28 protein-coding genes, 1 tRNA gene and 2 pseudogenes are annotated in these 19,621 nt (G+C 41.3%); 10 read left to right on the forward strand and 21 right to left on the reverse strand.

All coding sequences use genetic code 11. The annotated features are described in order from the left end of the window. Positions 1 to 272 precede the first annotated feature (272 nt). Positions 273 to 506 (reverse strand): annotated as a pseudogene (locus EWV84_RS02005) (thiaminase II/PqqC family protein); the annotation flags it as partial. A gap of 182 nt (positions 507 to 688) precedes the next feature. Between EWV84_RS02005 and EWV84_RS02010 the strand changes: the two are divergent. Then, a complete protein-coding gene (locus EWV84_RS02010; RefSeq protein WP_002732891.1) occupies positions 689 to 895 on the forward strand; it encodes a hypothetical protein in 207 nt (68 codons plus the stop codon). A 41-nt stretch (positions 896 to 936) separates the two neighbouring features. Continuing rightward, complete coding sequence (locus EWV84_RS02015; RefSeq protein ID WP_158200725.1) at positions 937 to 1,836, forward strand: amino acid ABC transporter substrate-binding protein; 900 nt, start codon at positions 937 to 939, stop codon at positions 1,834 to 1,836. 114 nt (positions 1,837 to 1,950) lie between these two features. Here the strand turns inward: EWV84_RS02015 and EWV84_RS02020 are convergent, their stop codons facing one another. The 4 genes from EWV84_RS02020 to EWV84_RS02035 form a co-directional block, all read right to left on the reverse strand. Beyond that, on the reverse strand, positions 1,951 to 2,265 hold the full coding sequence (locus tag EWV84_RS02020; protein WP_287076088.1) for a hypothetical protein: 315 nt from the start codon (positions 2,263 to 2,265) through the stop codon (positions 1,951 to 1,953). Between the two features lie 207 nt (positions 2,266 to 2,472). Further along, positions 2,473 to 2,808 (reverse strand): type II toxin-antitoxin system PemK/MazF family toxin, encoded by a 336-nt coding sequence (locus tag EWV84_RS02025; protein WP_002768260.1) that lies wholly within the window; start codon positions 2,806 to 2,808, stop codon positions 2,473 to 2,475. Further along, the gene (locus tag EWV84_RS02030) at positions 2,809 to 3,063 is read right to left on the reverse strand and encodes a hypothetical protein (protein ID WP_158200730.1); all 255 of its coding nucleotides are present in this window, start codon (positions 3,061 to 3,063) and stop codon (positions 2,809 to 2,811) included. It lies immediately after the preceding gene. A 222-nt stretch (positions 3,064 to 3,285) separates the two neighbouring features. Next, a complete protein-coding gene (locus EWV84_RS02035) occupies positions 3,286 to 4,422 on the reverse strand; it encodes a PEP-CTERM sorting domain-containing protein (RefSeq protein ID WP_287076091.1) in 1,137 nt (378 codons plus the stop codon). A gap of 362 nt (positions 4,423 to 4,784) precedes the next feature. Between EWV84_RS02035 and sipA the strand changes: the two genes are divergently transcribed. Both sipA and EWV84_RS02045 read left to right on the forward strand, forming a co-directional pair. Next, positions 4,785 to 5,000, forward strand: coding sequence for a regulatory protein SipA (gene sipA / locus EWV84_RS02040; protein ID WP_286825505.1), 216 nt, complete (start codon positions 4,785 to 4,787; stop codon positions 4,998 to 5,000). 206 nt (positions 5,001 to 5,206) lie between these two features. After that, entirely contained in the window at positions 5,207 to 6,148 is a 942-nt protein-coding gene (locus EWV84_RS02045; RefSeq protein WP_287076093.1) for a glycosyltransferase family protein, read from the forward strand. Here EWV84_RS02045 and EWV84_RS02050 read toward each other — a convergent pair whose 3' ends face one another. From EWV84_RS02050 to EWV84_RS02100, 11 genes are all read right to left on the reverse strand, one after another. Further along, positions 6,149 to 7,747: a peptide ligase PGM1-related protein gene (locus tag EWV84_RS02050; protein WP_287076118.1), complete on the reverse strand. Its 1,599-nt coding sequence runs from the start codon at positions 7,745 to 7,747 to the stop codon at positions 6,149 to 6,151. Positions 7,748 to 7,913: 166 nt separating this feature from the next. Continuing rightward, complete coding sequence (gene psaJ / locus EWV84_RS02055; RefSeq protein ID WP_002738148.1) at positions 7,914 to 8,042, reverse strand: photosystem I reaction center subunit IX; 129 nt, start codon at positions 8,040 to 8,042, stop codon at positions 7,914 to 7,916. A gap of 45 nt (positions 8,043 to 8,087) precedes the next feature. Beyond that, positions 8,088 to 8,582: a photosystem I reaction center subunit III gene (locus EWV84_RS02060; protein ID WP_045362915.1), complete on the reverse strand. Its 495-nt coding sequence runs from the start codon at positions 8,580 to 8,582 to the stop codon at positions 8,088 to 8,090. A gap of 132 nt (positions 8,583 to 8,714) precedes the next feature. Beyond that, complete coding sequence (locus EWV84_RS02065) at positions 8,715 to 9,134, reverse strand: secondary thiamine-phosphate synthase enzyme YjbQ (RefSeq protein ID WP_045362918.1); 420 nt, start codon at positions 9,132 to 9,134, stop codon at positions 8,715 to 8,717. A 10-nt stretch (positions 9,135 to 9,144) separates the two neighbouring features. Then, positions 9,145 to 9,945 carry a uroporphyrinogen-III C-methyltransferase gene (cobA, locus tag EWV84_RS02070; RefSeq protein WP_287076097.1) on the reverse strand — a complete coding sequence of 267 codons (801 nt, stop codon included), beginning with the start codon at positions 9,943 to 9,945 and terminating at the stop codon, positions 9,145 to 9,147. A gap of 310 nt (positions 9,946 to 10,255) precedes the next feature. Continuing rightward, positions 10,256 to 10,621, reverse strand: coding sequence for a clan AA aspartic protease (locus tag EWV84_RS02075; protein ID WP_159294728.1), 366 nt, complete (start codon positions 10,619 to 10,621; stop codon positions 10,256 to 10,258). After that, positions 10,618 to 10,893 carry a hypothetical protein gene (locus EWV84_RS02080; protein WP_149985566.1) on the reverse strand — a complete coding sequence of 92 codons (276 nt, stop codon included), beginning with the start codon at positions 10,891 to 10,893 and terminating at the stop codon, positions 10,618 to 10,620. The genes EWV84_RS02075 and EWV84_RS02080 overlap by 4 nt, the downstream gene beginning before the upstream one ends. Before the next feature lie 342 nt (positions 10,894 to 11,235). Beyond that, positions 11,236 to 12,177: a macro domain-containing protein gene (locus tag EWV84_RS02085; RefSeq protein ID WP_287076101.1), complete on the reverse strand. Its 942-nt coding sequence runs from the start codon at positions 12,175 to 12,177 to the stop codon at positions 11,236 to 11,238. Positions 12,178 to 12,289: 112 nt separating this feature from the next. Then, positions 12,290 to 12,718: a DUF1810 domain-containing protein gene (locus tag EWV84_RS02090; RefSeq protein WP_287076103.1), complete on the reverse strand. Its 429-nt coding sequence runs from the start codon at positions 12,716 to 12,718 to the stop codon at positions 12,290 to 12,292. A 364-nt stretch (positions 12,719 to 13,082) separates the two neighbouring features. Continuing rightward, on the reverse strand, positions 13,083 to 13,355 hold the full coding sequence (locus tag EWV84_RS02095) for a ParE family toxin-like protein (protein WP_228008636.1): 273 nt from the start codon (positions 13,353 to 13,355) through the stop codon (positions 13,083 to 13,085). After that, entirely contained in the window at positions 13,352 to 13,579 is a 228-nt protein-coding gene (locus EWV84_RS02100; RefSeq protein ID WP_287076120.1) for a hypothetical protein, read from the reverse strand. The genes EWV84_RS02095 and EWV84_RS02100 overlap by 4 nt, the downstream gene beginning before the upstream one ends. A gap of 321 nt (positions 13,580 to 13,900) precedes the next feature. Here EWV84_RS02100 and EWV84_RS02105 point away from each other — a divergent pair. Beyond that, positions 13,901 to 14,218: pseudogene (locus EWV84_RS02105) on the forward strand (arginase family protein); the annotation flags it as partial. Between the two features lie 32 nt (positions 14,219 to 14,250). Here the strand turns inward: EWV84_RS02105 and EWV84_RS02110 are convergent. From EWV84_RS02110 to EWV84_RS02125, 4 genes are all read right to left on the reverse strand, one after another. Continuing rightward, positions 14,251 to 14,577, reverse strand: coding sequence for a DUF5615 family PIN-like protein (locus EWV84_RS02110; RefSeq protein ID WP_287076106.1), 327 nt, complete (start codon positions 14,575 to 14,577; stop codon positions 14,251 to 14,253). After that, entirely contained in the window at positions 14,561 to 14,824 is a 264-nt protein-coding gene (locus EWV84_RS02115) for a DUF433 domain-containing protein (protein ID WP_002799510.1), read from the reverse strand. Before EWV84_RS02115 ends, EWV84_RS02110 begins: the two co-directional genes overlap by 17 nt. 281 nt (positions 14,825 to 15,105) lie before the next feature. Beyond that, complete coding sequence (locus EWV84_RS02120; RefSeq protein ID WP_287076108.1) at positions 15,106 to 15,369, reverse strand: DUF2442 domain-containing protein; 264 nt, start codon at positions 15,367 to 15,369, stop codon at positions 15,106 to 15,108. Between the two features lie 7 nt (positions 15,370 to 15,376). Beyond that, entirely contained in the window at positions 15,377 to 15,568 is a 192-nt protein-coding gene (locus EWV84_RS02125) for a DUF4160 domain-containing protein (RefSeq protein WP_287076110.1), read from the reverse strand. A 352-nt stretch (positions 15,569 to 15,920) separates the two neighbouring features. On the opposite strand from EWV84_RS02125, the gene EWV84_RS02130 reads away from it, so the two are divergent. Then, positions 15,921 to 16,211 carry a nucleotidyltransferase family protein gene (locus tag EWV84_RS02130; protein WP_002770783.1) on the forward strand — a complete coding sequence of 97 codons (291 nt, stop codon included), beginning with the start codon at positions 15,921 to 15,923 and terminating at the stop codon, positions 16,209 to 16,211. Further along, on the forward strand, positions 16,201 to 16,554 hold the full coding sequence (locus EWV84_RS02135; RefSeq protein WP_287076112.1) for a HepT-like ribonuclease domain-containing protein: 354 nt from the start codon (positions 16,201 to 16,203) through the stop codon (positions 16,552 to 16,554). The genes EWV84_RS02130 and EWV84_RS02135 overlap by 11 nt, the downstream gene beginning before the upstream one ends. A gap of 54 nt (positions 16,555 to 16,608) precedes the next feature. On the opposite strand, the gene EWV84_RS02140 is transcribed toward EWV84_RS02135, so the two are convergent. Beyond that, a complete protein-coding gene (locus EWV84_RS02140) occupies positions 16,609 to 17,352 on the reverse strand; it encodes a hypothetical protein (RefSeq protein WP_287076114.1) in 744 nt (247 codons plus the stop codon). Positions 17,353 to 17,565: 213 nt separating this feature from the next. On the opposite strand from EWV84_RS02140, the gene EWV84_RS02145 reads away from it, so the two are divergent. From EWV84_RS02145 to EWV84_RS02155, 3 genes are all read left to right on the forward strand, one after another. Next, the gene (locus EWV84_RS02145) at positions 17,566 to 18,066 is read left to right on the forward strand and encodes a helix-turn-helix domain-containing protein (RefSeq protein WP_287076116.1); all 501 of its coding nucleotides are present in this window, start codon (positions 17,566 to 17,568) and stop codon (positions 18,064 to 18,066) included. Between the two features lie 389 nt (positions 18,067 to 18,455). Further along, positions 18,456 to 19,355, forward strand: a complete 900-nt coding sequence (gene speB / locus EWV84_RS02150) for an agmatinase (RefSeq protein WP_149106659.1) — start codon at positions 18,456 to 18,458, stop codon at positions 19,353 to 19,355. A gap of 46 nt (positions 19,356 to 19,401) precedes the next feature. After that, positions 19,402 to 19,475: transfer RNA gene (locus tag EWV84_RS02155), tRNA-Val, on the forward strand. Positions 19,476 to 19,621 lie beyond the last annotated feature (146 nt).

The raw sequence follows: 19,621 nt of genomic DNA on the forward strand, positions 1-19,621 counted from the left end.
CGCCCAAAATCTATGTCCTTTCTTGATAATGTGTCTTTCTGCTACTAACATTGTTATCCGTTGTCTTTTAACTCAGCGTCGGGTTTTGAAGGGTTGTTATCCGTTGTGATAATTGTACCCGAAGGCAATTGATAGCCTGTTAAATTCCCTTGTTTCCACCACCTCCAAGCCGTTCGATAACTTATTCTTGTTTTTTTTGCCTAGTCTGATAGTTTCCTGTCTATATATTACAATGTCTGGCTATATCTGACTATATTTGTATTGAAACTTTACAATACCCCTGCCGCTAACCGATGAAAGCTAGTAAATCCCTGCCAATCAGGAGCTTTAGCGGCGGCGATACTGTAAGCACGGGCGAAAGATTCCAGAAAAAAAGCATCCTGACCGACATAAAAAGCGAAACAGTCCCGTTTAAGCTCTCCTGTGGCGATACCTCGCACAAAAGGGTGTTCTAGACAAGCTTGTACTAGATCTTGATGGCTCTGCCAAAGTTGCTGACTAAGCATAGGAAAATACTAATTAGGTGGACAAGGTTGGTTAACCAGAGTTCGGGATAGGCTAAAACCCAGATTATACCCTAGCCAGAAAGCCCTATTCCGTGGTAAAAATGATCACCAAATTTCCTTAACCCAAACTGACGTTAAGCCTGTTACAATAAAGATAACCGACTAAATTGGAATTAAAAACTATGCGACTTAAGCGATGGGAGTCCCCCCGCCGGCAGGGACGTAACGACAAAGGCAAAGGCGGTTCGGCCCGACAGCGACAACTGAAAAAACAATTTAAAATGTTGTCCAAAAAACTAAAAGGGGGAGAGAGTAACATCTCTCCTCTTTTTTTGTCCCCAGCAATCGCCGCTAAAAAATCTTCCTCTGGGAAACTCTCGGTCTCCTGAAACAGTCGGAGACTTGAGCAACTTTCAGATTAGGAAAAAAAATGAAGCGTACACTTGCCGTCATGACGATGACAGTAGCTTTAACCGTCACCAGTAACCATTCTAGCCTTGCGGGAGCAATCTTCGATCGCATTCAAAAAACTGGGGTAATTACTGCCGGCGCTCGTAAAGATGCTATTCCCTTTGGTTTTGTCAACTCCCAGGGCAAGTGGGTGGGTTACAGCCTTGATATGTTAGAGTTAATTCGCAAGGAAACCGAACGGAAGTTAGGAAAACCAATTAAGTTAAAAATTGTTGAGATTACTCCCCAAAATCGTTTTGAAAAGTTGAAAACAGGGGTTATCGATATCGAATGTGGCTCCACTACTTTTACTTGGAAAAGAGAAAATGAAGTGGATTTTTCCGTTAGTTACTTTGCCAGTGGCACTCAATTACTCACCCGCAAAGGTAGTAATCTCGATGACATCGGTAGCCTGGCAGGCAGACGCATTGGAGTAATTGCCAATACTACTAATGAAGCAGTAATTAAAAACCAACAACCCGCCGCTATTTTGGTCAAAGTTAAAAATCGTGGCGAGGGTTTACAAAAACTAGAAACGGGAGAAATTGATGGTTTTGCCAGTGATGGCATTACCCTAGAAGGTTTAAGAAAAAGTGCTAAAAATCCCAATAATTTAGCTATAGTTCCCTCCTATCCCTACGCCTACGAATCCTATGCCTGTACTTTACCCGAAAATGATTCTAAATGGCGCGATACAGTGAATTATACGCTATTAAAATTCATGGAAGGGATCGTTAGTGACCAACAACAAGCGGTGACAATTTATGAACGTTGGTTTGGTGAAGATGGTGTTGTTCCCTATTCCAGAGAGACTATTAATGATTATTTTCAAGGTATTGTCAACACCTACGAATGGATTCCTTTAACTGTATTTCCCTAAAATTAAGACCTTTTCAGGGACCAGTGGAAAAAGGCCCTCTTGCCAGGGTTAAGAGGCACTCTTGCAAGAGGCAAAAGTATTGATTAATTTGTCTCCCTAAGACTCTTGTTGACCCTAATAAATCCTGTTTAAAAGGTATAGAAAAGAAAATAGGAAAGTGGGGAGAAGGGAGCGGGTTTTTAAAGTCGGATTTGTTATTAATTCGACTAAAACAGCGTCATGATTGATGGATGTGTCAGTATAGCCACTTCCTTTGGGTGCGCGAGATAAGTGAAAAGATTTTTTCGGTTTGGATAAATAGCCTTTCGCTATTAAAAATGATTCTATAGCCGTTTGTACTGTATCAGAAGAAGATACCTTATGCTCTTGATTGTAGGCGGCTAGAGCATTAATTATGGTGGTGGGTAGCTCAATCGTCACCTGTTGCATAACCAAAATCCTCTTGATTTAATTATGTCCCTATTATACAATAAACCCCCTCAACTGACTGAATGAAGGGGCATTAATTCTACTTTGGTAAGCAATTTAGCCTACTTTTGGGGTTTAGTTTTCGTCGGATTTAGAGGGTTTTAGTTTGCGTTTCAGGGAAGTTTTCCAGAAAGAAAATTCAACTAATTAAACATTCCTATTAGTGTTTTATGTTAGATCTAATGTATATCGCATCGCTTCTTCCAATTGCTGTAAATAACTAGAAGAAAGTGTCCCCAACTGTCGCTGAAGTCGTTGTCTATCAATAACAACAATTTGATAACATAAGGCTACTGATTCCTGATTTAAGCCTCCCTGTCCTGCGGGAATAACCATTGTTCCGGGGATTTGTGCGCGACGTAAATTACTGGTTAATGGAATTACAACAACAGTGCTAGTGAAGCGATCGATATTGTTATGTTGGACAATAATAACAGGTCGAATACCAGCTTGTTCTGAACCACGACTCGGATTCAAATCAGCTAGATAAATATCGCCTCGCATTTATTTCTTATCCTCTTGTTCAAGGTGAGATAAATAATCGGGTAAAATACTTTCTGAAAAGCTAATATCCTCTTGAGCAAATTCATTTTGTAACGATTGTGCTTCTGCATCCGAAATATTATCCCATTTCTGAAAACGTGAATTTCTTTGTAAGGATTGGGCGAATTCAAGGACTTTTTGCTGTTTTTCTAGCGGTAAAGTCTTAATACTTTGCAAAATCTGGTCTTGAAGATTATTAATATGGGTGATAGACATTGCAACTTTTACTATATTTACACTAGGCCGACTATTCTACCACAAAAAACGCTCTTGTTGTCAATTAGTTAGCAACAATTAAATAATAGACAATAAACAATAGACAAAAAATAAACCCCCTCAACTGACTGAATGAAGGGGCATTAATTCTACTTTGGTAAGCAATTTAGCCTACTTTTGGGGTTTAGTTTTCGTCGGATTTAGAGGGTTTTAGTTTGCGTTTCAGGGTAATAGGCTAAGGAAGCTGGAAGGTTCGGGGGTAGCAACCGCTTCTAAAGCATCTATATTTTCATTCACTGCCCCGGTAGCCTGTCTGACATTGAAAGCTGTATCCCAGAGATGCCCACCGTGATTGAGGAATTGGGCCAGTGGTTGACCAAATTGCCAAGACCAAATTTCGCCTCCATCGATATCACCCCCATTAATGTTGGGTGTGATTACTCCATCAAGATTAGCGTCGATGGGCATAACACTGAACAGAATGGCATCGCTGTTATCCCATTGGCCAATGTTACCGCCATCCCAGACCATTAAACCATCCAAATCAATAATGTCTGCTAAGTTAACTATGTCAGGGCGGTTAATCGCCGCCGCAATCTGAGCAGCAGTAATATAGGAGTTACTGATCTGGGTGATGGGGTTGTAGTACCATACTGACGTTCTCGTACCGTTAATTGTGGGATCTTCCAGCAAAGAGTACATATCAGCATCATTAGGAGTTGGATCTGCTGGAGAAGGGTATTCTGGATAAGGGTATTGAGGAGACGTTGGTGATACAGAACTCCACACCTCCAAACCATCGAGATCGTTAACTCCCGCTCGATCAATTTGCGGAGGCGTTGCCCAAAAACCAGTCCCCCCGCGAATCGATTCAAAAAGAACACTTTTTTCATGTATTCCAAGCTGGTTATAATCAGGACTTGCGTTATAAACAGCAGCACGGGAATCACCGGGGAGTAATAGCGTTGTCGAACCGGTCGAGAATAGTAGGGCGGCTTGATTAGCGATGACATCCCAGAATAGGGCATCTCCATGATTAGCTAAGGCATCCACTTCTCTAGCTGGATCGGTATCACCTGCGCGAGAGCCACTATAGTCGAAAGCATCTTGCCGACCACCATTGCCATCCCAGTAAATATTCTGTTCTGGATCTAGAACTGGCGGTTCTTGAGTGTCTTTGTCGAAACGATCGCTATATTCTTTGCCCGGAACGTTTTTGGGGCCAGGAATTCCAGATCCGGGGGCAGGTTGGACAAACGGCCCTTGAGGAACAAAGGGTCCTGCCAATACTTGGGATGGGGCTACTGTGACACCCAGTAAGAGACAGGAAGATAACAAGAGTTTATGGGTTATTTTCATGATTATTGCTCTAGCAGATTTTCTATTGCGATTATCCCCTCGCCGCTAGGTCAGGCAACACCCCAACCCAACGCCAAAGGGAGACAACGGGATGATACACATCCCCCAACAACTGTATCAAAAGATACAATTTAATAAATCTTTACATTCTTCTCCCCAACTAGCGATTCAGATTTTGTTTTTTTTTGGTTGTACTGATTGCGATCGCCCCCTCGCCGCTAGGTCAGGCAACACCCCAACCCAACTCCAAAGGCCGACGACAACAGCTTACACAACACCTATTCCCTGGGGAATCTATCTTGAGAATGATTTGAAATATGCTAACTTGGGATGTTATGTCACGATCGCATCTAGCAATTACCATGAGTGAAATTAGCGTCGGGGGAAAAGTCCGTCTGATTGCCATTCCCCCTTACCTGAAAACCGCCGATCCTATGCCTATGTTACGGCCGCCAGAGCTGCTCAATATCGACGATATCGGCACGGTTATCGATCGCCGGCCGGGTGGTTATTGGGGTGTAAAATTCGATCGAGGCTCTTTTCTGCTCGATAGCAAATATTTAGGGTTTGCTGAATAAATCTAAAAACCTTATCCAACAAGGTTTTTAGACTTTTTTTCCCTCAAAAAGTGCCGACCCTTGGAGTGATTGGGGGGAAAATTCAGGGACTTTTTCCCCCGAAAAACTTTTTCAGCAGACCCTATTTAGAAACTATTTAAACCAGTTAAGTGCATCGCGGTCAAGACAACTTTGATAAATAGCAGGCAAATCTAAAGAGTTAATTTATGTCTAATACTTTTCTATCGATCGTTATCCCGATGCGCGAGGGATTTGGCGAACATTGGCTAGGAGAATTGTTGAAAGTCAAGGGAGATATAGAATTTATTTTAGTTCATCCTCCTGGGGTCAAACCTTCGCCGGTGAATGATCCACGCATGAAACAGATTGTCTGTGCTTTACGGGGTGAAATTATTCAAAGAAGTACAGGATTTTTAAATGCCAGAGGTACTTATATTCTCACAATCAATTGCGATGAATATTTACACCCGGAGATCGTCACCTTAGTCAAAGACTATTTTGACCGCTTTCCCAATAGTTGGGTATTACGATTAGCCAGATGTGGATTTCCCTACGGTGAACGAGAAAAATTAGAGAGTCCTTGGCCAACAATTCCCGATATAAAAAGTTTAGCTATCTGTAGCAGAAGAGAGAATAATAGTAACTTATTTAAAGATAACAAATATTTATTAGAACTACCGATCGCTCCTTTAGATAATCCTTTTAATCCCCAAGTTTTTCTCAATCAACGTCGCGATCAAAATGGTCCCCATTTAGAAAATTTTGATAAAAAAGTTTGGAAAAGTGAACTTGTGCAAGTAGCGACGATAGAAATTACTAATCTCATGAACTTATTTGGTCCGATTAAATATATTCCTTTTTGGTGTTTAGATAGATTACTAGGTTTATATATTCAGGCTAAATATTTTGAAAAAGAGCGAGTAATCGGTCACTGGCTGCCGAATTATCTCGAACAAATACGAATTGAAGATAATCCTCCTGAATACCAAAGAAATTGGCGATTTTACTTTTTATCGGAAGTTATGTTATTAAGAAAATTCCCTCAGTATGGCTATCTTTGGAATCTAGCTATCTATCAATTTTTAGAACTGCCTGCTTGGATGATTAAATCTCTGAAACAAAAAATTATACCCAGTAAATCAGTCTAGTTATATCCAAGTGATCGGTAATCCAGAATAATAACCTAAATTTATGGAACTATGCTCTGTTTCCCAATCTAACACCTGTTCCACACGCTGATAAATTGCCGCAGCTTCCTCACTAGAATTGCCGATACAAGTTAACCCTAATTTACCAAATTCTGACAGCGCACCCATGAGATGAAAAACTGTTCCTGTTTTACTGCTACTATCAAAATGTAAGCGATGTTTAGCAATAATATCCATTAAATCATCGGGAAGTAAACCTTTGTATTGGGGTTTGTGGAGATTATCGGAGGCAATATAGTGTTTTTCTTGGTGAGGTTGACTGAAAAATAATCCAGTTTCTCGATCGTATTCACCATTAGTTAAAAGCTTCAAAGTCATGAAAGGATGGGTGGTTCCTCCTTTTCGCAGATTAATTTCGATCGCCTGTAAATCCCAGACTAAAGTTTCTGGATTTTTCACAGCGACGAAATCAACCCCATAGCGTTCAATTGCCCCCTTGTCTGCCAGAATTTCCCCTATTTTTAGGCCTAATTCCTGTAATTGTAGGCGATAATTTTCATCGGCAGGAAAATGACAACCTAGATAAATTTGACCATCGGGACCCCCTAAAATTTGATCGTGAGTGGAAAGAATATTCACTTCTCCCGTGGGTGTAATATAACCTTGCACACTCGGCGATCGCTTTTCTTCTCCTTCAATAAAAGCTTCGACAATTGCCCCTAATTCAGCAATTTTGCCCGAAAAACTCTCCCAATTTTCATCCCTTGCTTGAAAACTCATCTTCTCTAATTGTTTGGCCAAGAGATTCATTCTCTCGCTTAAATCTAGACTGTTACTATCAACAATTCCCGCTAAAGGACGTAAATCTAAAACTGCATTTCCTTCTCCCGATAACCCCTCATTTAACTTAACTACCATGCGTTTTAGTTGCGGTTGACGAGACCACAAACTAGCGGCTTCGTATAACAAATCCTTGACCGTATTTACCTGTAAACTACCATCAGGATGGGGAATATTGCCTTGACCAAAAATCTCGCGACTGCCACTTTTAGAACCCCAATACAATAAGTCTGGACTACAGGCAAATAAAGGAATATCTAATTGTAAAGACAATTCTCGCTCTAAATTAGTAGAATTAAAACAAACCATGTAGGCACGATCTCGACGCAACGCTTGCCGGATTCTTGCTACTAAGCGCGGTCTTTCCAAAATTTTTTGGGTTAAAGGTTGAAAAGAGCTATCGTGAGTTGTCAGTAATAACAGACGATTATTAGCATGGGAAAAAGGAATCCCCGGCAACAATTGCAGGTAATAATCAATCACCATCCGCGAAAGTGGCTGCGCTGTTACATAGATTAAACGAGTTTTCGGGTGTCGCAACCGAATCAGAGAAAATAATAATCTTTCTTCGTAATGTAAAAAACCCGCTACTTTTTGACCGACTCTCTGATCGATACTAAAAGAAGGGACAACTAGGATATCATAATCCCATTCATCGGATTCGGGAACGTTTTCTCCCTGCCAAATCTCTTTTAATTTTTCTTGTAATTCTTGATAGCGCAGCCGCTTTCCTAGCATCAAATCTCTATCTAACAGCATGGTTTGTCCCACCTCTGTGGTTACAGACACCTGTATCTTATCGATTTTTAGAGCCTGTCGTCTCCAGTGTCTTTCTTTTCTTAATATTCCCCCAATCCCTCCGATCGTTGCCCTTAAAAAGGGATACAGTTGATTCTGTATCCCCTTTAATCACCTGAGATTGCCTTTAGCCTAGCGGGTGGAATAAGAGATCGGGATAAAAGCGATTAAATTCGATTAAAATCCCGGCGGTGAAAGTCAGCAGCGCCATAATTAACACGGGTGCGGACGAGAGAAATTTAGTAAGTCCTTCCATCTGAGTTCTCCTAGGGAATAAAAAGTCAAGGGTTTGACACAAAAATTAACGAGGGGAAACGGTAATTTCCGAATCCTTAACGGTTAATTTACCGGAAGTGGCTTCTTGTAAAGCGGCCAACGGCCAGAGGAAACCCGTTAACATTTTGCTCAAAGCGAGGGGAACATCGATGATGATTTCCTTCATTTCGGCATCTTTGCTGTCGCGCACGGCGATTAAATAGGCCCGACCAACCCAACCGATCCAACCGGTAATGTACAGGAAGAGGATGCTAGGGATAAAGAAATCGCCCATGTGATCCCAACGACCATCCACAATTAGGTGAGGATAGCCTTCCGGTCCACAGAGAGCTTGGGAGTAGGTTTGAGCGCGTTTGGCTCCCGATTCGGGGTCGAGAGTGGTGTTGCGGAAACTCTTCGCTTTTTGTAGGAAAGCGGGATTTTCGCTACAAGGGGTCAGATTGGACAAATCAGCCGACGCTGGAGCGGCAAAGGTGAACCAGAGAGATAGCACCAGGGCCAGAGCGAACAATTTTCGCATAAATTGTTTCCTTTTGTTACGAAATATGAAGTTCTTTGTTCAAAAAGCGAACAATTTGATCGTACACGGAAAAAATCTTACTCCGATGAGGGGTGCGAGTAAAGTTTCTATTACAAAACTATACGCAACACTTCAGACCCCGGTGATATGAACCACCACTTGCCTTTGGTGACGACTCTGACGGTGTTCCCAGAGATAGATACCTTGCCAGATGCCTAAAACTAATTTACCCCTAGCGATCGGGATTTGTTCCGATGTCCGGGTGAGGACCGAGCGAATATGAGCGGGCATATCGTCTGGCCCTTCGGTAGAGTGATAGTAGAGACTGCTATCTTCTGGCACTAACTTAGCGAAGAAATTGGCCAAATCGGTGAGAACATCGGGATCGGCATTTTCTTGGATCAGCAAAGAAGCGGAGGTGTGACAGACAAAGACACTGCATAATCCCGTCGTTATGCCCGATTCAGCCACGATCGCTTCTATGGGGGCAGTGAGACGATGGAAATTCTTGGGACTGGTGGTAATCGTCAGGGATTTTTGATATTGACGCATGGGAACCGGATCAGAGAGAAATGGGGGTGGGGGGGATTGTCCTGGAGAGCAAAGGTTGTCCCGCTTGTAAGAGATCGTGAAGGTCCACCACTGCACCGATAACAGCGATCGCTGGGGCTTCAAAGCCGGTGGCTTCGATCTGGTCCATAATCGTGGTGAAAGTACCGATTAACTCCTGTTGTTGCGGTGTTGTTCCCCAGCGAATCAGGGCGATCGGTGTTTCTGGACTTCTGCCGGCCTTGGTTAACTCGCCGATAATATAGGGTAAATTATGCACACCCATGTAAACGACAATTGTTTCTGCGCCATGGGCGATCGCTGACCAGTTAACCTGGGGACGATATTTACCCGCCATCTCGTGGCCGGTGACGAAAGTAACGGAAGAACTATAATTGCGATGGGTGAGGGGAATACCGGCATAGGCAGGCACGGCAATTCCTGAAGTGATCCCCGGCACGATCTCGACGCTAATTCCGGCCGCGATCAGATCGAGCATTTCTTCACCCCCGCGACCGAAAACAAAGGGATCACCCCCCTTGAGACGAACAACCACGGTATTAGTCTGGGCCTTCTCGATCAGTAAAGCGGTGATTTCTTCCTGTACCAGAGAATGACGACTGCGACGCTTACCCGCATGGATTTGTTCGGCCCGGGGATTAATCATGGCTAGAATCGAGGGACTGACTAGGGCATCATAGAGGACAACATCGGCATTTTCTAAGAGAACTTTCGCTTTTAAGGTCAACAAACCGGGATCCCCGGGACCCGCACCGACGAGATAGACCTTACCGCAACTTTCTGATTGATTCATAGATACTGGGGAGAAAATTCTTGCTTCGATCGAATGCGCTTGATCCCTACTGTATTGTGACTTGGGCAAAATTTGGTATTTTTGACTACAGTTACTCGGCGATCATGCGCTTTCTTGATGAAGAATTATGATCTTAACATTACTTAACCCTTAATCTAGCGATCGCTCTGATACCCAATCCCGTTTAAGGGGAGTAGAAAGTGGGGAAAAGGGAGCGGGTTTTTTAAGTGGGATTGGGAGTTAATCATGCTATTAAAAACCGATTCAGTATAACGGCTAAGTTAGCCTGCGTTTGCGCTAATGCTGAGAACTACAATTTGTCAATTGTTACCAACCCACCTTCCGTAAACTGAATCACAAGTTCATGGCTATCTAATAAAGCAGTTCCAACCAAAGGTCGCCGCCCTGTTGCAAATACACGAGTTTCTCGCTCCTCACCATTCCAGATAATAATTGCTTTGTGAAGAGGGAGCATTACTTGGCTGTTGTCTGCTAAATTCGCACGCATATCGTACCTGAAAGGAAGATTCAATAATGCTACTGCTTCGGGTGGCAAACAAAGCTCATCTGTAAATCCTGTATCTACTACAAACTCAATCGGAAAGTCAGCGCGATTTGGAATCCGAAATGGGATAGTGATGATCGGGTGTCCATTAGCCACAATACCTGAAATCACTTAACTACACGCTCCATAATACCCCCACCAAAAGCGGCAGCAACGTTGTAGCCAATTTTGATCCCAAAGAGCCGAGCATGGGGGTGTTTCTCGCTCAATAAGTCGGCAGCGTGTAAGCCATTTTCATCAACTTTATAGTCACCTGTTTCAATGTCAATGATGACCATCTTGCCAATGTTTTCTTCAACTTCCACCTCTTGGCGGATTCTGCTTTCGTACAGTTTCTCTGCACGTTGAGCAACTTCTTCACGGCTTAAAAGGATTGCTTGCATATACTAACTCCCGATTGGGATTTGACTTCTGGAAACCTCTCCATAATATCTTACAGGTCTGTAGGATGGGCATTAGCTCATCCTACTACCTCTCTACAAGATTGGCGTACTGCTACCCAGTGCCTTCGGCATCGCATTTAGACTTACAGCTTCAATGAATGTCCATGGTGCGTTCCCCAAAAATCGATCGGTGGAGCAGTAGGATCCACATTAGGGAACGCACCCTACAGCGATCGCTGTGAATTTACATTATCCGAAGGACCAAAAACCAGACCAACCACACCACCAATTAAACCACCTACTGCACTACCAGAGCAGCGATCGCACTGATACCTTGAAGGATTACAGGAACATTCCTGTAGTGGTTTTCAGTAGGTGCTTAACAACTTCTGAGGAGATAGATGGCTTATCCTTCTCGCTAGCTTGAAATATAATAATGTTAAATTCTTCTACATTGTGTCCATATGGTCGATATAGTACTTCACAAACTGCTAGTAGCATAGCCAAAAGTGAAACCTCTTTTTTTAGCCCTCCATGGCCTGAACCAATCAAAGGAATATACACTGAACTAAGTCTTTGGTCAGCCGCTATACTCAGAGTTTCCTTTACGGCTCTAAAAATGTAGGACATTTCTGCTCGCAATCCTTCGCCAGCTCTCATTGTAGTAACTGAAACAAGGAGAATTTTATGCTTAGTTGATAGTATTTGATCAAGAAAAACACCAGTTCCTATATCGTAGCTTTTCTGGAACTTACCCGCTTTTTTCTCTACTTCCACGAACGGTAAATCTTTCAGTTTATCGTCGATCAATTTCTTGATTTCCTCTATTTGGTTTGGATATTTTGCCTGCATGAATGCACCTAATGCACTTACTTTATCCCTTATGCACTCATCATCGAAGAATTCATTGGCTGGCAATACGATCAAGCTTTTTTCGGCATTACCCTCAATTACATCTATTCTTCCAAAAATGATGTTTATCGTCGACATGTTAATAGTTGAACTGAAGCCACTTTTCAGTTTATTGACTTTTCCAGGCGTTAGCCATCCAACAGGAGATTTTCCAAAAATACGAGCTAATGAATCTTCTTCAAAAATATAAAGACAGATGGAAATTAGGATTAGGATTATCCCTAGCACATAAAGTGGAAAAACTGGACTTGTAGCCCTTGAGATTTGCAACTTGGCTATATCTGCAACGTCAAAATAGCTGATAATAACTAGAAGAAAACCAAATGCGCCAATAATAACTGAGTATTTTTGTTTTTCAAAAAATTGGAACATGCAAATTCTTTGGCTAATATTTACTCGAAACTAGGAAGTTTAATAATGATTTATCCCAAGTTGATCAACAATCAATATGATTTTGATTTATGAACACATCAGTCACAAAAACCTATGAATTTTTCAAGATGCTGAGAGTTAATTGGTCAAGCTTGTCTTCGAAATACTTGAAAATAGCGTCTTTGAAGATTTTATTGTCTTTCGTAGCATGCATAAACAACGTCATGGAAGATCGAAACTTCAGGGTGTCAGTATAGCCAAAAATTTGTTCGGCTGTAAGTCCTTCTACATTGATTACAAGTTGAGTGCACTCTCTCAATCTCAAACTCAGAACAGGGTGCTCTAAGTAAGCCTCAGCTTCTTCTAGGGATGTTATTGCAAACTTTTGCGCCATTTCGCTTTGGCCTAGACCTTTAATCTGTGGAAATATATACCAGATCCAATGTTGGCTTTTATGTCCTCGCTTTAGTTCCACGAGAACTTCTTCATAAACTGAATCTTGCGCTTTCTCAAAACGTTGTAAGTTGTAAATATCATTCATTAATCCATCTCCATTAACTCGGTATGATTAGGTTGTTTTAACAAAAAAGTCTCATAGCCTCCCTCGCTCTTAATTTTATGCCTGACTATAGGATTATACAGAAAATTCCCGTATAACACTCTTCAGAGTAACGATCTGGGTCAACTTTCGGCATATCACTCTATTTAGGCGCAATCGTCGGAAGTTTTCCCTATATCACGCCCAAAAGCCTGTTAGCCAGATTAGCTTACTGCAAACAATCTCCTTTAAGGAAACTTATCACAGAAGCTTTCCGGAATCGTAGCAAAGATTCTTAGATATGACTGCACTTTGTTACAAAATTTCACTATTATTTCGGGTGCGGTGATTTGTTATGTTTCTTGGTTCACAACTTCTTTAACAATTTGTCATACTCTGCGTGAGAGCCTATCCAAAACCAAACAATTACATTCTTATTCTTGATTCTTCCTAGCGCTCTCCAACCTATACCGACTCTGATTGACCAAATCTGGTCTTCTTGATTGACCTCCTTAAATTCTAAGCTTGGATGACTTGGGTTATCTTTCCATAACTTGTAATTTTTTCTGGCTGTTCTTTTCACTCTTTCTGGTAGCTGTTGAAATAAGCCGACGAAATCTGGATTTAGTTCCGACTTCATAGATCATCAAATCCCATTTCTTCAGTCTGTCCGTTTTCTGAATCCGTAATAGCTTTCTGAGCAAGTTCTTTGAGAATTAAGCTGTCTTGGGGTTTAGATAATGTTTCTTGCCATTTGATTTCATTTTCGATGTCTTCAATAAACTGCTCTGCCAGTTCGTCTTGAATTGCTTCTGGCAGTTCTTGAGCTTTTTGTACAGCTTTACTTAGAAGTGTTGATAACATTTCTTTCTTCTCTTCTCTTGAAAACATAACTACATATTATAGGTCAACTTTCTGTATAACACTCTATTTAGGCACAATCTCCAGAACCTTTCCCTATATCAAGCCCAAAAGCCTGTTAGCCAGACTAGCATCTTGCCAAAAACCTTGTCTAACTAAATTCCTGACAATTAGACTCATTCTAGCGATGATTCTTCGATTTGACCGCACCTCTTGACAAAAATTGACAATTATTCGACCTTTAGCGATCGCTATCGGGGGATAGTTGTTTTTTGTTACAGCAGTATGAAGCAGCCTAACTGATGGCTATATTTCCAGATTATCGCCCGCAGCAAACCAATAATCGCCGATGATAAATTTGTCGTCGCCGTCGGGGGTGAACACGCTATCACTACAGGAGTAGTACAAGCTTATCGACAAGCTTGATCGGAACCTTTTACTGTGGTTCAAATTGATGCCCATGGCGATATGCGTTTTGAGTACGAAGGCTCCCACCATAACCACGCCTGTGTGATGCGTCGGGTGTTAGAAATGGGTTTACCGACCTTACCCGTGGGAATTCGGGCTATTTGTCGAGAAGAAGCCGAATTAATCGCTAAACAGCAGATTCCCGTGGTTTGGGAGCGAGATATCGCCAAGGATGCGGAGTTATGCTGCTTTCGCCAACACAACTTTCAGGAGCCTCCAACTTCAATCACTTCTCCTGGAGCAAGTTTATCTAATACGCTACAGGCATCCGGCATTAGGGGAAGTAAGTCAGAAAGTTTGTTGCTGGTTGCTACAAGAACAATAACTGCCACTCCAGCTTGCTGTAAATTTTGCTGATAACGCAAATTTTGATCTGTAGTGAGGAGAATCGTGAAACCCTCCTGACTCATCAGCCTCAGCAACTCACCGTTCTTTTTCCCTGACCATCCCATCTCAACAACTGTGCATACCTCGTAATCGGCAAGCTCACCCTTTAACGGGCGTGGGGCGCATTCATCAAGCAGGATTCGCATAGGCTGTCAACATTTCCTTTGCTAATTCAAGGGCTGAGATCGCCTGTTCTCGACTGACACTGGGAAAATGGTCTAGAAATACCTCCAATGAATCACCAGCCTCAAGATAATCAAGTAGGGTTCTCATCGGCACACGAGTTCCTACAAAAACAGGGGTTCCCCCTAGAATGTCGGGATCACTGTGAACAACACGGGATATTAATGCCATAACAAATATATCCAACTGGCTACTAGCTTTTACAGTCATTGTATCCTAAAGTCATTTGTCGGCTCTATACAAGGTGAGGCTCAGGCATGGGACACTTCACTTGACTACTCTGCCTACATCTTGCCGCTAGACCCAAACTAACTTTTGGATACGATGCACAATTGGCATTCATGCCTTGATTCAGCAACGCCTAGACTTACAGCTTCAATCAATGTGCATGGTGCGTTCTCCAAAAATCGATCGGTGGAACGGTAGAAGTTGCATTAGGGAACGCACCCTACCAGATCGGCGATCTGCTACGCAGTGCCTTTGGCATCGCACTAGGATTTAGCTTTTAAGGGAAATCTCTCAGGATTTTTAATAATTTCTTTGCTTAAATCTACATCTAAATCTGGCCAATAAAAATGATTAGGAAAAGGCTCTTGTATATTTAAAATTTGTCTAATAGGGACATCTTGAAACCAAGGGAAATCTTGATAGGACAGAAACATTTCTTCGTTGTTTGCCAGAATCCATATTCCATGGGAAGAAATATGAGTTACTTCAGATTGAGAAGTGTTTTGTCCAAGCATTTCTAAGTTCATTTTGTCGTTACTCAATAATAGTTTCTATCGCTTGAAGTTGTTTTCGAGATAGGTTATGATTACGAGCTAATTCAATTTGTGGTTCAAGCCAAAATTTAGCTTCTCCTTCTGCACAATGAACATGAACGTGCATTCTTGTTTCTTCGCGGGAAAAGAAAAAGAAGCGATAGCCATCTTCTCGGAAAACAGTTGGACTCATCAGAAATCTAATCAGGATGATTTATGCTTACGCTTTGTTGATTATAGCAAATATTAATTTAAAAATACACTACGGAGAAGTAAGAGCATAAAAAATCCCCCTTAACTGGTCTAAAATTAAGGGGGAATGAGTTATACCAAAAGGCAATTTAACCGACGTTACTGGGTTCTTTTTCGAGGGAATGAGAGCGTTTTACTTTGCGTTTATGGATAAAATAGGAGCAAAAGCTCAAGCTAAAGGTCTAAGGGAAGAGAAACTAGCAGAGTTGTTAGGAGATGAATCGTGTTATTAATGTTGTCCATGAGATAACCATTAAGATTATAATGAAGTAATCAGATTTCAGGAAATAGTCATGAAACGAGATGAGGTACTAACAATTCTCGCAACACACCGAGAACAATTAGAAAAACTAGGGGTAAAATCTCTGTCTCTATTTGGTTCAGTAGCAAGGGATGAAGCACGTTTTGACAGTGATGTAGATTTATTGGTAGAATTTAGTAAAGCGGTAGGGTTATTTGAGTTTATCGAGGTACGACTTTACTTAGAAGATATATTAGGATGTTCTGTTGATTTAGGTACTCAAGATTCTTTAAAAGAACATTTACGACAACCTGTATTAAAGGATGTGATTAATGCCTTTTAGAGATTGGCAACTTCGTCTTCAAGATATTATTGAATCCATTGATGAAATCTTGGAATGGACGGCTAATATGACCTTTGAAGATTTTAGCTCAAATCGAGTGACTCTTAAAGCAGTTCTTTATAATTTAGGAATTATTGGTGAGGCATCTAGAAATATTCCTAGTGATATACAATTGCGTTATTCTCAAATTCCTTGGCGTTTAATGGGAGATATGCGAAATGTCATTTTTCATGAATATTTTCAGGTAGAATTGGCAATTGTTTGGCGGACGATTGAAAATAATCTAGCTCCATTGCGTTCACAATTACAGGAAATTTTAGAAAATGAAGCCGAAAATCTATAAAAATCCCCCCTAACTTATTCAATTAAGGGGGAATGAGTTATATAAAAAAGCAATTTAACTGACGTTACTGGGTTCTTTTTCGGTTGAATGAGAGCGTTTTACTTTGCGTTTTATGGTTGCACCTGCACCAAGTATTCCCAGGGAAAGAATACTTAGGGTTGAGGTGGGTTCGGGGATAGGTTCGCCGCAACCATTTTGATCAGTTGTCTCAGTAGAAATTGTTTTACAATACTCATTTTGAAGAGTAACAGTGCTTTGCGAAAAATATTTAGTGTCACTCCATAAAGTTGTAAAACCAAAAAAGTATGTATGACCTTCAACATCGACAGGATTATTAGAAAAGTCAGCATTTAAGGTTGCTAATCCTGCTTGGTTATTAATATTGAAGCTCCAACTTGTATTAGTATTTCCTAAAGGCGAACCAAATGTAGCTGATAAAATACCATCATTAGTAGGACAACCTCCGTTGCTAGTAAATTCGCACAGAAACCCATAACTTAAAGAATCTTCAGATATTTGAACTTCATTTGGATTGTAGATAATCTCTGTGCCAAATCTTGTAACAGGATCTGATGGTGGGGGATCAAGTACAATTTTTGTCTCATAGACAGGATTTCTTTTATTATCATATATAGGATTCTTATTACCATCTAGTGCTGGTTTTGTTACATACTCTAATGAAAAAGTAATTAGATACCAAGGGCCTTTACCAAAAGCACCAACTTTTGAGGGAAATAAGCACAGGTATAGACAAGATGGTATTAACGCAAAAGAAACTGATTTAATCATCCATTTCATTGTTAAATCTCCTAAAATCAAAAAGTATGAACTTCATCAAAGAGTAAACAATATCAAAGTTAACTGTCAAGGCTTTTAAAGTTATATAAAGTCATATAAAACAGTATTAAGAAAAATAAATTAAATCTAAAAGTAATATTAAATTGACCGTACACCTTATAATGTCATATAATGTCAGGTAAAAGCTTATTAATCTGGATTCTGTGTGTAAAAATGAACAATTTTGATATTCACTCTTTAATTACAACTGTTGATAATCTCATATTTTCCTATACAGGAGAGAATTTAGATGATGTTCAGTCTGAAATTCTAGAAGGAGTTATTAATCACCAAAAATACACAGAAATCGCTAAAAGTCATCATCGTTCCGAGAAATATGTCAAGGATGTAGCCGGTAAGCTATGGAAAACCTTATCGGAAATTTTAGGGGAAGAAGTTAATAAAGCTAATCTCAAGTCTAGTCTGCGAAGGTATTATTATAATGTCTCTCATAACTTTAATGTAATAAATCCCGTACAAATTAATAAAGGTCATATCTGTAATCAACTACCAGAAAATCAATTACAAAAATATAATGTTACAGAAGAATATAAACTTGAAATCGCCACAGAATTGATAAAAGAAGGCTTAACCGTCGAACAAATTGCTAGAGTATTAAAACTTCCCTTAGAATCAGTTAAAGAGCAACTCGAAAAACCTAAGCAACCTAATTAGAAGTCAGGTTGACAGTGGTAGAGGGTGTTAAGCTATCGTTACAGCAGTTATCTCAATAAGTAGGTGGGTGGAATTAAATATAAGATGAACGTAGGTTGGGTTGAAGCATGAAACCCAACGCTGGCTCATGTTACGCTACCGCTAACCCATCCTAAAAATAATTGTACCTCCCTACTTAGTAGATATGTCTGGGGTCAGTTGAGGTTGATGAGAAACAGCAATTCTCATTTTGAAACGATTTTGCGTTGTTTCAGCGATCTAGAGATTCGTTAAAGAATTTTAACCCCTCTAGGTGCAAGGGTTTTAATGTCATGAAACCTTAAAATGAGAATTGCTGAGTCAAAATATTTATAATAAAAGATTCGACTAAAATTTTCTGTGACTTGCCCATGTTATTGTCTTGCGCCACCGGTAGCGAACAGTTTTTAGGTAGTGAAGCGATCGCCACTTACGCCACAGCTAAGGCCGTGATCCTGCCGATTCCCTACGAGGCCACCACCACCTATCGTAAGGGTTGTGAAACCGGGCCGGCGGCGGTGATTACCGCTTCCCAACAACTGGAAGCCTATGACGAGGAACTTAAGAGGGAAACCTGTTTAGAAGTGGGCATCTATACCCATGAGGCAATCGCTGATACCCGTCAGCAACCGCAACTGTCCGCCGAGGAGATGTTAGCCGTCACCACAGCTACAGTTTCGCGTTTAATTGCCGATGATAAATTTGTCGTCGCCGTCGGGGGTGAACACGCTATCACTACGGGAGTAGTACAAGCTTACCGACAAGCTTTATCGGAACCTTTTACGGTGGTTCAAATTGATGCCCATGGCGATATGCGTTTTGAGTACGAAGGCTCCCACCATAACCACGCCTGTGTGATGCGTCGGGTGTTAGAAATGGGTTTGCCGACCTTACCCGTGGGAATTCGGGCTATTTGTCGAGAAGAAGCCGAATTAATCGCTAAACAGCAGATTCCTGTGATTTGGGATCGAGATATCGCCGGTGATCCCGATTGGATCGAAAAAGCGATCGCCAAAATTACGACTGAGAAGGTATTTTTAACTATCGACGTGGATGGCATTGATCCCGCTTTAATTCCGGGGGTGGGAACCCCGGAACCGGGGGGGTTAAGTTGGCATCAAACCCTAGGCTTTCTCCGTCGTCTTTTCCAAACCCATCAGGTGATTGGCTGCGATGTGATGGAATTGGCCCCGATTAGTGATTCGGTGGTCTCGGAATTTACCACTGCCAAGTTAATTTATAAGTTAATTGGCTATCAATTTACTGCCTAGGGGCTTGCCTAATTAGGAGCAATCGTGTTATAATAGCGATCCGTGCGGACGTATAGCTCAGTTGGTTAGAGTACATCGTTGACATCGATGGGGTCACTGGTTCGAATCCAGTTACGTCCATAAATTATCTGCCCTAGTCCCGGTCATCGAAAATTTTGGGTCTGAAACCCCGTCGTTCTACGACGGCTTTACCGTTAAATACTAGCGCATTTACCAAATATATGCTAAAATGTGAGACATGGAAAAAGCCTACTCGTTTCGATTTT

This window comes from Microcystis sp. M_QC_C_20170808_M3Col (assembly GCF_007095505.1).
In the GTDB taxonomy this organism is placed as follows: domain Bacteria; phylum Cyanobacteriota; class Cyanobacteriia; order Cyanobacteriales; family Microcystaceae; genus Microcystis.